Origin of the sequence: Bordetella genomosp. 11, assembly GCF_002261215.1 — a bacterium.
In the GTDB taxonomy this organism is placed as follows: Bacteria; Pseudomonadota; Gammaproteobacteria; order Burkholderiales; family Burkholderiaceae_B; genus Bordetella_C.
Map to the genome: position 1 here is coordinate 1,091,219 of NZ_NEVS01000001.1, position 15,204 is coordinate 1,106,422.

Below are 15,204 nucleotides of genomic sequence, written 5' to 3' on the forward strand. Positions count from 1 at the left end.
TCAGTGGACGGCGGTGCCGGCGTCGGCCATCGGCGTATCCAGCCGCGCGGCGTTCCAGCCGCCGCCCGTGGCCTTGATCAGCGCGACGCTGGAAAGCAGGCGTCGGCCCAGCAGGTCGACGGCGGTGCGTTCATTGGACAGGGTCAGCGCCTGCGCGGTGACCACGGTCAGATATGTGGTGGTACCGGCGCGGTACTGCGCCAGCGCCAGGCGCTCGGAAAGCCTCGACGCTTCCACAGCCTGGTCCTGCGCGACGCTTTCATTGGCCAGTACGCGCAGGTTCGACAGGTTGTCCTCGACTTCCTGGAAACCGCCCAGGACGGTCTGCTTGTATTGCGCGACCGCGGCATCGAAGCCGGCGCGGGCTTCGTCCACGCGCGCCCCTCGCAGCCCCCCGTCGAATACCGTCTGGGCCAGCGCGGCGCCCAGCGACCAGATACGGCTGGGCGTGTTGAACCACTGCGACAGCGCGGCCGTGCCGCTGCTGAAGCCAAGGCCGCCGCTCAGTATCAGGTCGGGATAATAGGCGGCTTGCTCCACCCCGATCTGCGCGTTGGCGGCGGCGGCAAGGCGTTCCGCGCTTGCGATGTCCGGCCGCCGCTCCAGCAATTGCGACGGCACGCCGGCGGGAATGGCCGGCACATTGGCCTGCCAGCTTTCGGGCGCGGGCGGCAGCGTGAAGTCGGCGGGCGCGCGGCCGGTCAGGATGGCGATGGCGTGTTCGAGTTGATCGCGCTGCGTGTCCAGGTCGATGGCGGACGCCTGCGCCGTGCGCAGTTGCGCTTCGGCCAGCGCGACATCGGAACGCAGGGCGACGCCGGCGTTGTACTGGCTTTGCGTAAGTTTCAGCGAGCGCTCGAAGGCGGCGATGGTGCGCGCGAACAGGGCCTTCTGTTCGTCCGTGACGCGCAGCTGCAGATAATCCTGGGCCAGGGCGGCCTGCACGCTCAGGCGGGCGGCGGCCAGCTGGGCGGCGCTGGACTGCGCGGTGGCGTTGCTGGCTTCGACGGAGCGGCGCACGGCGCCCCAGAGGTCGGGTTCCCAGCTGGCATCGAGCGTGGCGGCATAGGTATTGCCCAGTTTGGTGCCGCTGTTGGTCATGCTGCGCGTGCGGTCGGCCGATACGCCGGCCGTCACCTGCGGCCAGAAAGCGGCGCGCGCCTGTGCGACGAGCGCGCGGGCCTGCCGATACTGCGCGGCGGCCTGGGCGATGGTCTGGTTGGCAACGTTGGCCTGGGCCATCAGGCGATCCAGGGTTTTATCGCCGTAGATCTCCCACCAGTTCTGGTTGGGATCGACCTGGCCGGGCTGCGCGGTCTTCCAGGGGCCGGCTTCCTTGTAGGCGGCGGGGATTTCCATGGTCGGGCGGACGTAGTCGGGCCCGACGGCACAGCCGGACAGCAGCGCCAACGCCGACAGCGCGGCCGGAACGAAGGAAAGGCGGCGCCCTGCACGGCGCCCGATCGGGGTAAGGGCAATCATGATGCCCGTACTGTACGAAGCGATCCGGGACGATAGGCTGTCCGAAAACTGACATTCCTGTCAGTTACATGGGGCGCGCCTCGGGAGCCGAGCGGAAATCGCCTTTTTGGGAGTGCGATTTCTTATTGTGCAGGGGACGCCTTTACCCATGGATATGGCGTCTCCGTTGACCGTGACGGCCGTATCGGTCGCTGCGTCATAAACCTGGGAAGAATGGCGTAGCCGGCCTATTTTTCGGATGCTTTGAATACGGCTATACGATTGGCCAGCTTGTCGGAAGTGGGCGAGCCGTTCAGACCCGAGAGGTAAAGCACACTATTGGCGCTGTCCACCCATGTTCCCGGCCTGCCCGCGTAATCCAGGAAGGTGGGCAGCGGGTCGCCGGTAAGCGTGACCTGCGTGTCCGTTCGTATATCGACGACCGGTGCTTGCGCGAACACCTCTATCGTATAAAGCAGTCCCAGGTTCTGGTCCAAAGACGGGCAAACTTCAGAGCCGCCGACGATCGTGTTTTCCCCGCGTGTGAAGTTGCCGCCAGGATCCACGGTATACGGCATGATGTATCCGTCGGAGTCCGGGTCGTAGCCGGTGTAGGCCTTATTGAACCGGGGGTCCGGGTCGGCGTGCATCAGCAGGCTGCGCGTGGTGGGCTTCGCGAGCAGAAAAGAAGTGACCTTGTTAGTGGTCAAGTCCGCGCATAACACCTTGGAGTAGCTTTCATCGATCGTGTACAGCTTGTCGTCGCCGTGAAACGCGATCCGCCGTTGCGTCATGGTGCTGGACTCATCCACGTCCAGGGGCAGGAAAGCCAGGGCGGCGTTGCCGGGGTAAGGGATCACCGTCGCAGTCGAGTTCTGCAACGCGTCGGCGTAAAAGAATGCGTGCAGTTGTGGAGGCTTGGACTTGATAAAGCCGTAGATCTTTCCATTCCGTTCCAGCATGTTCTGGACCCTGCCGGTAACTCCCCCCGGCATGCCGACGTAATTGTCGAAGGTAATGGTGTGGCTGTGCGACCAATCGGTGCTGTCGGACGGCGGACCGCCGGAGGATAGCGGGCTGCGATACACCTCCACGAACGGTATGGTCTCGTCCTGGCCGGCAAAGGCCGCCAATCCGCCCCCCACGCCGCAGGCAGCGGAGACCTTCGTGCCGAATGGCCATGTCCCTCCAAGACCTTGCTGCGCTTTTTGAGCCGCGAACGTTTTCTGGGCCACGTCGTAGTACACGATGCCCAATCCCAGGGTCGTGTCCGGGCTGCCTATCAGGGCGGCCGACCTGTAGTGTGGGCTATCCAACGCATCGATGCCGTCTATGAACAGCGTTCCGGTGATGCTTCCGTACAGGTCGTCGGGCACCGCGATATTCATGAGGTGTTCGAGGTTGATGGTCCTGGTCTTGTTGGTCACGATCTATTCCTTTAAATGCGTAGGAGTCGATGACACGCGACGCAAGGCGGTAGAGTGCGTCGACCGTGCGCAAGCCCGAACCGATAGGGCCGCAAGCGCCTGCCATGGCGACATCCGTATGCACCATGCAAGACGGCACCGAACCCGGGGTGATTCGCCAATGAAAATAGTAGAGTCCGCGGCGATGGCGGGACCGTAATTTCCTGTGAGCAATGGCGCATCGGCGCCTGGTTCCACCGGGATCGCGCGACCGTAATTTCCCGCGAGGAATCGCGTGCGGGCGGAACCGCCCGGCCGTCCTTCCGGCGTCGTTATTTATCGTTGTGCCGGTGGAGCGCCCCGCGGGCCAAGGTGCCGCGGCGGGTCATCTCCGAGTCCAGGACAAGCCGTCCGCGCAGCTTGCCGTTCAGCTTCTTCACGTAGCCCGATGCCTCGATCATGTGTTCGGCCATCAGCCGCCGGACCGTATCGGCGTCGCGGGCGCGCGCGGCGGCGACGATATCCTGGTGTATGCGGACGTTGGCCTGGCCGAACCGACGCTGCGTGCGCGTCGGCGTATCGTTCTCGAACACGGTCAGCTGGCGCAGCATCTCGTTGATCATCTGGCAGGTAAAGCGCAGGAACGGATTGGGATTGGCCAGGGCCAGGATGTCGTGGAAATTCAGGTCTTCCTTGCGTTGCGCGACGACGTCGGCCGTCCTGCCCGAGGACGGATCGCAGCATTCGATGCTATGGGTCAGCGCTTCGAAATCGGCTTCCGTCAGGTGGGGTACGGCGCCCGCCGCCAGTTCCGGCTCCAATAGCTTGCGCACCGTGTAGATGTCGTCGATCGTGACTTCCTTGAAGAACAGATAGTTCTGCATCAACTGGAAGGTGCGGTCCAGCGTGACCTCCACGATGCGGCCGCCGCCGGTCGGACCGGTGCTGATCGTGACCAGGCCCTGCACCTCCAGCGATTTCAAGGCTTCCCGCATCGTGCTTTTGCTGACGGCGAACAGCTGCTGCAATTCGTTTTCGCGCGGCAGCTTGTCGCCGGGCCGCAGGTCGCGTTCGGTGATCAGCCGCTTGATTTCTTCTGCGACCAGGTCGGCGCGCTTGGACTTGGCCGGCGCGGCGGGTGCCCGGGCGGCGGATTCGCGGGGCATGCGAGGAGTCTCCCCTTTTGGTTCGGCTGGACGGATCCGTTGAAACGGCCTGCGTGTTGCGGGCACACCCTAGGGAAAATACGGCCCCGTTCCGTGCCCTGCCGTGTTGACGCGGAATATCGCAGCCCCATATTATCAGTTCATCCTATTTATCATGATAAATAAGGGGAAATCCTTGAACCGTCGCCACCTGTTGAAACTCGCCGCCCTGTCGGCCCTGCCTGGATCCCTTTCGCTGCGCAACGCCTATGCGCAAGCGGCCCAGGAGATCCAGCTCGGATGCCCCGTGCCCATGTCCGGGCCGTTCGCCGCCAACGGCAAGTATGCGGACCTGGGCATGAAACTGGTCGTCCAGCAGTACGGCAAGATCCTCGGCCGTCCGCTGGCTTATACGACGCTGGATACCGAAGGCAAGCCCGCCACCGCGGTGCGCAAGGTGCAGGAACTGGCGCAGCAGAAGCATGCGCGCTACTTCGCCGGCGGCATCCTGTCGTCGGAAGCCCTGGCCATGGGCAAGGAAGTGCAGAAGGACGGCGGCGTGTTCATCACCACGGCCGGCGCGGACGAAATCACCGGTTCGGACTGCAATAAGTCCACCTTCCGCTGGTCTGTGCCCACCTACGGCGCGATCGAACAGACCGTGCGCCCGCTCATCGAAAAACTACCCAAGGCCAAGCGCTGGTACACCATCACGCCGCAGTATGTGTTCGGCGACGGTCTCTTGAACGCGGCCAAGAATATCTTCAAGGAAAAGGGTATCGAGCACGTCGGCAACAGCTACCACTCGCTGGCGGAAAAGGAATTCAGCGGCTATCTGACCAATGCCATGGCGGCCAAGCCGGATGTCCTGCTGCTGCTGAACTTCGGCTCGCAGTCTTCCGACGCGTTGCGCCAGGCCGTCAGCTTCGGCATGAAGCAGAACACCACGATCCTGATGGCGTGGGCTTCCGGCCTGGAGCAGTTCGAATCGCTGGGCGCGGATCTTTGCGAAGGTGTGTACTTCGGCGCGCAATATTGGCATGGCATCGATAGCCCGGGCAACAAGGACCTGGTCAAGCGCTGCCAGGACACCTTCAAGGCCAATCCCAACTACAGCCTGGCCGGTTCCTATATCTGCGCCAAGATCCTGATCGACGCCATCGTCAAGGCCGGCACCGACGATCCCGCCAAGGTCATTCCCGTGCTGGAAGGCATGAAGTACACCGGGCTGACCGGCGACGAGGAAATCCGCGCGCAGGATCACCAGGTGCTGAAGAACTACTATCTGCTGCGGGGCAAGGCCAAGAAAGCCATGAAGGACAAGGACGACTACGCGGAGATCCTCAGTTCGGGCCAGTCCTTCCTGCCCGTGGCGCAGACCGGCTGCAAGCTCTGATGGTTGACGCTCCGATGCCTGGCGCCGCGGGTGCGCCCGGCAGGGACGGCCCAGCGCGGCGGGCGTCCGTGCCTTCCAGTATGTAAAGATCCCGGCTGCCTTCGCATTCATGAACGTCTATCTGCTGCAAGTCGTCAACGGCATCGGCATCGGGATGCTGTATTTCCTGCTGGCGGTGGGGCTGTCCATCATTTTCGGCCTGCTGCGCTTCGTCAATTTCGCGCACGGGGCGTTCTACCTGCTGGGTGCCTACTTCTGCTACCAGGCTGTGGCCTGGGGCCTGGATTTCTGGCTGGCGCTGGCCGTCGTGCCCCTGTTGGTGGCGCTGCTGGCCTGGCTGGCCGAACGTACGCTGCTGCGGCGGGTGTACGACCAGCCGCATGAATTCCACATCCTGATCACCGTCGGGCTGGCCCTGGTGCTGCAAGAGGCCGTCATTGTGGTTTGGGGGCCGTTGGGCGACAACGTGGCGACGCCCGACATCCTGCAGGGCGTGGTCATGTGGAGCGGCTTCATCTATCCCAAGTATCGGTTGTTCATCATCGGCTTCACCGCGGTTTTCGCGCTATTGCTGTGGTGGGTGCTGGAAGGCACGCGGCTGGGCAGCGCCGTGCGCGCGGGCAGCGAATCGGCGGAAATGGTCTCCCTGCTCGGTATCAACGTATACCGGGTCTTCGGCCTGGTGTTCGCCCTGGGCGCGGGCACGGCGGCCCTGGCGGGTGCCCTGGCGGCCCCGATCCGCGGCGTGGACCCCTTCATGGGCCTGGAAGCGCTGGGCGTGGCCTTCGTCATCGTGGTGGTGGGCGGCATGGGCAGCTTCGCCGGCGCCCTGGCGGGCGGCCTGCTGATCGGGATCGTGCAAAGCGTGATGAGCACGCTGTGGCCGGAAGGCGCGCGGCTGATGATCTATGTGGCGATGGCGGCCGTGCTGCTGCTGCGTCCGCACGGCTTGCTGGGGAGAGGATAATGCGGCTGTCACCGGGATATGCCGGGGCCGGGATGACGCGGCGCTTGAGCGGACATCCGTACGGACATACGCGCGGACATCTGCGCACGCGGGCCAGGACGGTGCAACGGCCGCGCGCGCATGCGGGCATGCGGAGGCCAGGATGACGCGGGCACTGCGCGGTCATGCGGGCTTGCTGCTGGCGGCTGCCACCGTGCTGCTGCTGCCGCTCCTGCTGGATTCCGGCACGCTGGCGACGGAAGTCCTGGTGTATGCGCTGGCGGTGCTGGGCTGCAATCTGCTGCTGGGCTACACCGGGCTGCTTTCCTTCGGCCAGGGTATCTTTTTCGGCGTGGGCAGCTACGCGGTGGGCATCCTGATGACGCGCGCCGGCCTGCCGCTGCCCGCCGCCGTGCTGGCCGCCATCGTCGTCGGGGCCGCGGTCGCCGGCCTGGTGGGCTGGTTCGCCATCCGCCAGCGCGGCACGTATTTCGTCATGCTGACGCTGGCCTTCGCGCAGATGTTCTACTTCCTGGCCTACAGCCTGCCGTCGTGGACCGGCGGCGACAACGGCCTGTTGGACATTCCGCGTCCGCCCCTCGCATTGGGCGGCCTGACGCTGATGCGGCTGGATACGCCATGGCGCTTCTATGCGCTGGTGGGCATCTGCTTCCTCGTGGTGTTCTGGCTGCTGCAGCGGGTGACGGATTCCGTGTTCGGCCGCACGCTGCTGGCCGTTCGCGAAAACGAAGGCCGCGCCCGCGCCGTGGGTTACGACACGCGTGCGCTGAAGCTGGCCGTCTTCGCCCTGTCGGGCGCCGTGACTGCGCTGGCAGGCGCCTTCCATGCGTTGATGACGGGCATCGCGCCGCTGTCCAACATCGAATACCACACCAGCGAGATGATCCTGGTCATGACGGTGATCGGCGGCACCGGCAATCTGTTCGCCTCGGTGCTGGGCGCCGCTTTCTACGTCCTGGTATCGGACTGGCTGTCGACGCTGTGGCCGCGCTGGCTGATGCTGCTGGGCCTGCTGCTGATCGGTGTCAGCCTGTTCATGCACAAGGGCCTGTGGGGCCTGGGGCAGACACTGTGGCAGCGACTGCGGCATGCCCGGCGCGGTGTCCCGCCACCCCACGCGGAGGAGGACCGGCTATGAACACGCGGTTGCCGGGATGGCCTGCGCGATTCCGCATCGGCGGGGGCGGAACGCGCTGCGCGCCGCGCGCGGCGGACCCCCGCCTTGCGGTGCCAGGAGGGCAGCCATGAGCCACCCCATCCTGGAAGCCACCGGCATCGTCAAACGCTACGGAAAATTCACCGCGCTTGGCGGCGTCGACCTGCGCGTGATGCCCGGTACGGTGCACTCGGTGATCGGACCGAACGGCGCCGGCAAGACGACGCTGTTCCATACCCTGACCGGTACCGTGCCCGTCAGCGGCGGGCGCATCGTATTCGATGGCCACGACGTTACGCGCGAGCCCGACAACGTCCGCGTGCGGCGCGGCATCGCGCGCTCGTTCCAGGTGACCAGCCTGTTTGCCAACCTGGACGTGCGCGAGAACCTGCGCCTTGCGGCGCAGGGCGGGCACGCCTCCGGCGCCTTCGACATGTGGCACCGGCCCGGCCGCGACGCCGCCCTGAACGAACTGGTCGACAGCCTGCTCGACCGCCTGGCGCTGCGTCCGCGCGCCGGTGTCGCCGCGGCGTCCCTGTCGCACGGGCAGCAGCGACGCCTGGAAGTGGGCATGGCGATGGCGGCGCGTCCGCGTGCCATCTTCCTGGACGAGCCCACTTCCGGCATGGGCGTGGACGACCTGGATTCGATGAAGGCGCTGATCCGCGGCCTGGCCGCGGACCATACCGTGGTGCTGATCGAGCACAACATGAATATCGTGATGGATATCTCCGATACCGTGACCGTGATGCAGCAGGGCAGGGTGCTGGTGGAAGGCCCGCCCGCGGCGATCCGCGACGACCCGCGCGTGCGCGCCGCCTACCTCGGCAATATGATCACCGGAGGCCGCGCATGAAACTGCAACTGCGCGACGTGCACGCCTATTACGGCAAAAGCCATATTCTGCAGGGCGTATCGCTGGCCGTGGGCGACGGCGAACTGGTGACCCTGCTGGGCCGCAACGGCGCGGGCAAATCCACCACGCTGAAGACCATAGCGGGCGCGCTGCGTCCGGCGCGCGGGGATATCCTCTTCGATGGCGCGCCCGTCGGCGGGCTGCCGGCGCACCGCGTGGCGAGCCTGGGCCTGTGCCTGGTACCCGAACATCGCGGCATTTTCCGGCTGTTGACCGTAGAGGAAAACCTGCTGCTGGGCGCGCGGCGCCGCTCGCCCTGGCAACTGGCCGATATCTACCGCATTTTCCCGCGCCTGAAAGAACGCCGGCGCAATGGCGGCGCCCAGTTGTCCGGCGGCGAGCAGCAGATGCTGGCGATCGGCCGCGCGCTGATGAACCATCCCCGCCTGCTGATGCTGGACGAGCCGGTCGAAGGGCTGGCGCCCGTCATCGTCGAGGAAATCGTCGCGCAGCTCAAGCTGATCCGGCAGCAGGGCGTGCCCATCCTTTTGGTGGAGCAGAACCTGGAAGTCTGCACGCAGCTGGCCGACCGCCACTACATCATCGAACAGGGCGCTATCGTGTACGAGGGCAGCAACGCCGATTTTTCCGCCGATGACGCGATCAAGGACCGCTACCTGGGCGTGGGGGTTTGATGGCTACGGCACGGCGCATCATCTTCTAGAGGAACCGAACATGTCCGACCCTGCAATCCCATCCTTCCCGCGCATCGATGGCGCGCGCCTGTGGGAATCGCTGATGGCGCTGGCGCGCATCGGCGCCACCGACAAGGGCGGCGTGTGCCGCCTGGCACTGACGGACCTGGACCGCCAGGGCCGCGATCTGGTCGTGCAGTGGGCCCGCGAACTGGGCTGCACCGTGCGCATCGACGCCATCGGCAATATCTTCATGCGCCGCGCGGGTCGCCGCAACGACCTGCCCCCGGTCATGACGGGCAGCCATATCGATACCCAGCCTACCGGCGGCAAGTTCGATGGCAACTACGGCGTCCTGGCCGGCATCGAGGTCCTGCGTACCCTCCATGCCCATGACATCGTCACCGAGGCTCCCGTGGAAGTCGCCGTCTGGACCAACGAGGAAGGCTCGCGCTTCGTCCCGGTCATGATGGGCTCCGGCGTCTTCGCCGGTGCCTTCACCCTGGCGCACGCCCTGGAACAGCGCGACCGCGATGGTATTGCCGTCGCCGACGCCCTGCGCGCCATCGGCTACGACGGCGCCGATGCCGTGGGCGGCCGCGCCGTGGCCGCCTATTTCGAGGCGCACATCGAGCAAGGCCCCATCCTGGAAGCCAATGGCAAGACCATCGGGCTGGTGCGCGGCGCGCTCGGACAGCGTTGGTTCGACGTCACCGTCACGGGCATGGAAGCGCACGCGGGGCCTACGCCCATGGAGCTGCGCCACGACGCGCTGCTGGCCGCCGCCGATATCGTCAAGCAGGTCAACCGCATCGCGCTGGACCACGCGCCGCATGCCCGCGGCACCGTAGGTTGCCTGGACACCTATCCCAATTCCCGCAATGTCATCCCGGGGCGCGTGCGATTGACGGTGGACCTGCGCGCGGCCGACGACGCCACCCTGACCGCCATGACCGCGGCCATGCGCGACTATTGCGCGGCGCGAACGGGGGTTACCGTGGATGTGCAGGAAGTGGTCTACTTCCCGCCACAGCCTTTCGATGCGGCACTGGTGGCGTCGCTGGAGGATGGCGCGCGCGAACTGGGCCTGTCTTCCATGGACATCGTCAGCGGCGCCGGCCACGATGCCGTCTACCTGGCGCGCGTCGCGCCGACCGCGATGATCTTCGTGCCGTGCAAGGATGGCATCAGCCACAACGAGATTGAGGACGCCAGCCCGGAACACCTGGAAGCGGGTTGCAATGTGCTGCTGCGCGCCATGCTGCAGACCGCCGGCGTCGCTGCCCGGGAGACCGCCGCATGAAAGTCCTGATCGCGCGGATGAACCACGAGACGAACACGTTCTCGCCCGTCCCCACCCCTTGGTCGGCCTTCGGCCGCAACGGTCCCGCCTGCGGCGACGACGCCCGCCGCGAGAACGAAGGCGCCCGCACGGCGATGGGTGCCTTCATCGATCTGGCCAAGGCGCATGGCGCGGACATGGTGACGCCGCTTTCCGCCTGGGCCTATCCCAGCGGACCGGTGCACGCCGACGCCTACGACCGGATGTGCGCCCGTATCCTGGCGGACGTGCCAGGCTGCGACGCTATCTTCCTGGACCTGCACGGCGCCATGGTCGCGCAAAATAGCGATGACGGCGAAGGGGACCTGCTGGCCCGCGTGCGCGCGGCGGCGCCCGGCGTGCCGATCGCGGTGGCGCTGGACCTGCACGGCAATGTGACGGCGCGGATGGTGGAGAACGCGGACGTGATCGTCAGCTTCAAGACTTACCCGCACGTGGATATGTACGAGACCGGTGACCATGCGGGCCGGCTGCTGTGGCGCATGATCGCGGGCGAATTCCACCCGGTGATGGCATGGCGGCGTCCGCCGCTGATGACACATACCCTGCGCTCGGCCACCGATGCCGGCGCGATGCGCGACGCGGTGCGGGCTGCCCAGGCGGAAGAAGCAGGCGGTATCGCGGCGGCATCCGTGCTGGCAGGCTTCGGGCTGGCGGATATTCCCCATCCTTGCATCAGCGTGGTGGTGGTGGCTGATAAGGACCGCGCGCTGGCCGAGGCGGCGGCGGAAAGAATCGCGGCGGGAATCTGGGCGCAACGCGATGGTTTCGTATATCGCAGCGAGCCGCTGGCAAACTCCCTGGCACGGGCGGACGCGATGGCGCGGGACGCGCGGCGACCCATTCTGTTGCTCGACCACGGGGACAATTGCAATTCCGGCGGCACCTGCGATACGACGGCGGTGCTGGAAGCGGCGCTGGGACGCGGGATGAAGGGCATCCTGGCGGGAGTGGTGTGCGATCCGGAGGCGGTCGCCCGGATGGTCGAGACCGGCGTGGGGGCGCGGGTGAGTTTGCCGCTGGGGAACAAGCGTTCGCTGGCGTCGCTGGGCATTCATGCGCAGCCGATGCAAGCCAGCGGGACGGTGCTGGCCATCACGGATGGCGAGTACGTGATTACCGGGCCGACCTATACCGGCATGCGGGTCAGTATGGGGCGCACGGCGGTCCTGGATCTGGGCGATGCGCGCGTGGTGGTGTCGGAGCAGACACACGAGCCTTGGGATCTGGCGGTGTTCGAGAGCGTGGGACAGGATCCGCGGCAGGCGCGGTTCCTGTTGCTGAAGTCGCGGATGTATTGCCGGCCGGTGTTCGTGCCGATTTCCGACGGGCTGGTGGAATGCGATAGCCCGGGTGTGACGACTTCGGATTATTCGATCTTTCCTTATGTGAAACGGAGTCGGCCGTTGTATCCGCTGGAAGAGGTGGAGTTCGATGCGGGGGTTCGGCCTGGGGGGTGAGGGGTTTGCGGTTTGCTGATGCCGTTGCGTTGGTCGGTGCTGTTGATGTGTGGTTTGCTGATGTGGTCCGCTGACGGGCGCTGTTCGCGGGTGGTTTGCTAGTGCCGTCCGGCGGGGGTGGTGCCTGTCGGGGCCAGCCCGGAGGAGCCGGTCCGGCGCCTTCGCGCCGGACTCCCGCGTTGTCATCTTCGTACGGCGGCCGAAGTGACGGTGGTTTTCTTGCGGGCTTTTTGCCCGGCCGTCCTCCCTTCAGATTCCCTCGCGCGGCTCCAACGGGCTGGCCCCGACAGGCACCACCCCCGCCGGACTCCGGTTTGCCTTAATCACGGGTGCTGCGACGATCTGGGTTCTTGCGCTTCGTCGGTGGCGGTTGCTGCCGGTGGAAGATTTTGCGGCGCACGTCGATCGCTGGCCGCCCAGCGCGGCCAGCGATCGCCTACACGGTGCGTCATGCCGCGGGGGCTTTCGTGCGACGGTCTTGCATCTGGAGTGGATGCCGTTGCATGCGTACATCCGCATGTGCCTTATGCGAGATGGCCTACGAGCTGCGATGGTCAAACATACGCGACATGGCGAACGAGCCGAGATAGTCAACGAAACGCGACATGGCCTACGAGCGCGTACGGGACTGTCAGGATTCTGGGGTATCCGCGGCATCCAGAGCCTGTGGCGGCGTCAGGATGTTTGTGTCTGCAGCAGCCTCGACACGTTGCATTCCACCACCGCCGCCATTCCCACCGCCATTCGCATGCAGCCCGTCGCATTCAACCACCGCGTAGGCGCATCGAGGCCGCGCTGGGCGGCCTCGATGCGACGTGCAACGCGAAATTTTCCAACGGCAGAATCGGCCACCCACGGAGCCCAAGAACTCAATTCGCCCCAGCGGACAGTGAATAAAGCACATCGGAGTCCGGCGGGGGTGGTGCCTGTCGGGGCCAGCCCGTTGGAGCCGCGCGAGGGAATCTGAAGGGAGGACGGCCGGGCAAAAAATCCGCAAGAACCCCACCGCCACTTCGGCCGCCGGACGAAGATGACGACGCGGGAGTCCGGCGCGAAGGCGCCGGACCGGCTCCTCCGGGCTGGCCCCGACAGGCACCACCCCCGACGGACGGCACTAGCAAACCACCCAACAACAGCACCGACCAACGCAACGGCGCATGGGATCGCGGCGGCGGCGGGGCAATGGGATGGCCTTATTCCAGCCCCGCCAGGCGCAGTTCCGCGCACAGCCCGCCGCCTTCGCGGTTGCGCAATGTCAGCGTCCCGCCCGTCACCGCGGCCAGTTGGCTGGCGATGGCCAGCCCCAGCCCGGTTCCGCCGGTATCCCTGTTGCGCGAACCCTCCAGGCGATAGAACGGCTGCAGCACGTCTTCCAGCCTATCGTCCGGAATCCCCGGACCCCGGTCCAGCACCGACACCGTCAGGCTGCCGTCGTCGCGCGGTTCCACGTGGACCTCGGCCGCGCCGCCTCCGTATTTCAGGGCGTTGTCGATCAGGTTCCCCAGCAGGCGCCGCAGCGCGTGCGGACGCGTCAGCATCGGGCCGCCGCTGGAACCGGTCAGGCTGACATCCTTGCCCGTGTCCTGGTAATCGCAGGTCAGGCTGTCCAGGAAGGCGCAGATATCCAGGCGCGCCGGCTTCTCCAGCGCCCCGTGCGCCGTGCGCGCGTACGCCAGTCCTTCGCGCACGAGACGCTCCACCTCGTCCAGGTCCTGCGCCAGCTTGGTTTTGTCCGGGGACTCGTCCATCAGCTCCGAACGCAGCTTCATGCGCGTGATGGGCGTCTGCAGATCGTGCGAAATGGCGCCGAGTATGCGCATGCGTTCCGCCAGGTGCGCGGCGATGCGGTCCTGCATGGCATTGAAGGCGGTCGCCGCGTGCGCGACTTCCATGGGCCCTTGCTCGTCCAGCCGCGGGCCGGTCTTGTTCGGGTCCAGGGTATCGGCGGCATGCGCCAGGCGCGTCAGCGGCCGCACGGCCAGGCGTACGGCATACCACACGCATCCGACCAGCAACAGCAATTGCACGACCAGTACCAGCGGCAGCCACATCGCCAGCGGCATCAGCGACAGATGGATGTCCAGGGTGACCGGGCTGCCGTCGCGCAGGTGCATCATGGCCTGGATATGCTTGGGATCGCCGGCCATCGCGCGCACGGCAACGTCGCGGCCGGGCAGGGCGTCGCGGATCCGGTCCGCCGCGGATTGTCCGGCGGAGTTCGTCACGGGCTGGTCGGCCACGCCCTCGCGCAGCAGGTAGACCCGCTTGGCCGTGCTCAGTCGCGACAGCCAGGCGGGCCGTTCGTCCGGTGGCAGGCGATCCAGGATGTCCATCGCGATGGAGACATCGCTGCCCAGGGCACCCAGCATCATAGACTTGCCGGCTTCGTAGCGTTCGTAGAATAGCAGGGCCATCGACAGGGCCTGGGCCACGGCCAGGCCCACCAGGAAAATCACGAACAGCCGCACCACCAGGGTACGCGGCCATAGGGCAAAGCGTTGCGTGGCGCTGGGAGCGGACATCGCGGCGGTCCCGTTCATGCGTTCTCTTCGGTGACTTCGACCGTGGCGGCGAAGACATAGCCTTCGCTGCGGACGGTCTTGATGTACATCGGCTCGCGCGCGTCCTCGCGCAGGCGCTGGCGCAGGCGGCTGATCAGCAGGTCGATGGAGCGGCCGAAGACGTCGGCATCGCGCCCCTGGGTAAGGTTCAGCAGCTGGTCGCGCGTCAGCACCCGTTGCGGATGGTCCAGGAATACGCGCAGCATCCGGTATTCGGCGCCACTGAGGGAGACCACCGTGCCGCTGCTGTCCAGCAGATGGCGCGCCGTGGTGTCCAGCCGCCAGTCGCCGAAGCGGATCTGCCGGCCCGCCTCCGTGACCTGGAAGTTGGGCGGCAGCATGCGCGTGCGGCGCAGCACGGCCTTGATGCGCGCCAGCAGCTCGCGCGCGACGAAGGGTTTGACCAGATAGTCGTCGGCACCCATTTCCAGGCCCAGGACGCGGTCCATATCGTCGCTGCGCGCGGTCAGCAGCACGATGGGGATGCGCTTGTGCTTGCCGCTGCGCAGTTCGCGGCACAGGACCAGGCCGTCGTCGCCGGGCATCATGATGTCCAGCACGATCAGGTCCACGGTGCTGCTTTCCAGCAGCGTGCGCATCTGCCGCCCGTCGGCCGCGAAAGTGACGTTCAGGCCGTTCTTCTTCAGGAAGTTGCCGGCCAGTTCGCGGATTTCGCGATCGTCGTCGACGATCATGATGTGATCGACATGGTCCATCTGCGGTGCCTTTATCGTTGGCCTGGTGGAAGCGGACGCGGGC

At 66.1% G+C, this 15,204-nt stretch carries 12 protein-coding genes; 7 read left to right on the forward strand and 5 right to left on the reverse strand.

The window, feature by feature from the left end; all coding sequences use genetic code 11:
- The 3 genes from CAL28_RS04880 to CAL28_RS04890 form a co-directional block, all read right to left on the reverse strand.
- Positions 1 to 1,482, reverse strand: coding sequence for an efflux transporter outer membrane subunit (locus CAL28_RS04880; protein WP_094840232.1), 1,482 nt, complete (start codon positions 1,480 to 1,482; stop codon positions 1 to 3).
- 227 nt (positions 1,483 to 1,709) lie between these two features.
- Complete coding sequence (locus CAL28_RS04885) at positions 1,710 to 2,888, reverse strand: hypothetical protein (protein ID WP_094840233.1); 1,179 nt, start codon at positions 2,886 to 2,888, stop codon at positions 1,710 to 1,712.
- Between the two features lie 311 nt (positions 2,889 to 3,199).
- Entirely contained in the window at positions 3,200 to 4,033 is an 834-nt protein-coding gene (locus CAL28_RS04890; protein ID WP_094840234.1) for a FadR/GntR family transcriptional regulator, read from the reverse strand.
- 175 nt (positions 4,034 to 4,208) lie between these two features.
- On the opposite strand from CAL28_RS04890, the gene CAL28_RS04895 reads away from it, so the two are divergent.
- The 7 genes from CAL28_RS04895 (at position 4,209) to CAL28_RS04925 (ending at position 11,884) form a co-directional block, all read left to right on the forward strand.
- Positions 4,209 to 5,408 (forward strand): ABC transporter substrate-binding protein, encoded by a 1,200-nt coding sequence (locus CAL28_RS04895; RefSeq protein ID WP_094840645.1) that lies wholly within the window; start codon positions 4,209 to 4,211, stop codon positions 5,406 to 5,408.
- Positions 5,409 to 5,517: 109 nt separating this feature from the next.
- The gene (locus tag CAL28_RS04900; RefSeq protein WP_094840235.1) at positions 5,518 to 6,375 is read left to right on the forward strand and encodes a branched-chain amino acid ABC transporter permease; all 858 of its coding nucleotides are present in this window, start codon (positions 5,518 to 5,520) and stop codon (positions 6,373 to 6,375) included.
- A gap of 142 nt (positions 6,376 to 6,517) precedes the next feature.
- Positions 6,518 to 7,513, forward strand: a complete 996-nt coding sequence (locus CAL28_RS04905) for a branched-chain amino acid ABC transporter permease (RefSeq protein ID WP_094840236.1) — start codon at positions 6,518 to 6,520, stop codon at positions 7,511 to 7,513.
- 106 nt (positions 7,514 to 7,619) lie between these two features.
- Positions 7,620 to 8,387, forward strand: a complete 768-nt coding sequence (locus CAL28_RS04910) for an ABC transporter ATP-binding protein (RefSeq protein WP_094840237.1) — start codon at positions 7,620 to 7,622, stop codon at positions 8,385 to 8,387.
- Positions 8,384 to 9,082, forward strand: coding sequence for an ABC transporter ATP-binding protein (locus CAL28_RS30155; RefSeq protein WP_094840238.1), 699 nt, complete (start codon positions 8,384 to 8,386; stop codon positions 9,080 to 9,082). The genes CAL28_RS04910 and CAL28_RS30155 overlap by 4 nt, the downstream gene beginning before the upstream one ends.
- Before the next feature lie 40 nt (positions 9,083 to 9,122).
- On the forward strand, positions 9,123 to 10,385 hold the full coding sequence (locus tag CAL28_RS04920) for a Zn-dependent hydrolase (RefSeq protein WP_094840239.1): 1,263 nt from the start codon (positions 9,123 to 9,125) through the stop codon (positions 10,383 to 10,385).
- Positions 10,382 to 11,884 (forward strand): M81 family metallopeptidase, encoded by a 1,503-nt coding sequence (locus CAL28_RS04925; RefSeq protein WP_094840240.1) that lies wholly within the window; start codon positions 10,382 to 10,384, stop codon positions 11,882 to 11,884. Before CAL28_RS04920 ends, CAL28_RS04925 begins: the two co-directional genes overlap by 4 nt.
- A gap of 1,193 nt (positions 11,885 to 13,077) precedes the next feature.
- On the opposite strand, the gene CAL28_RS04930 is transcribed toward CAL28_RS04925, so the two are convergent.
- The gene (locus CAL28_RS04930) at positions 13,078 to 14,424 is read right to left on the reverse strand and encodes a sensor histidine kinase (protein WP_440588350.1); all 1,347 of its coding nucleotides are present in this window, start codon (positions 14,422 to 14,424) and stop codon (positions 13,078 to 13,080) included.
- Positions 14,421 to 15,161: a response regulator gene (locus CAL28_RS04935; RefSeq protein WP_094840241.1), complete on the reverse strand. Its 741-nt coding sequence runs from the start codon at positions 15,159 to 15,161 to the stop codon at positions 14,421 to 14,423. The genes CAL28_RS04930 and CAL28_RS04935 overlap by 4 nt, the downstream gene beginning before the upstream one ends.
- Positions 15,162 to 15,204 lie beyond the last annotated feature (43 nt).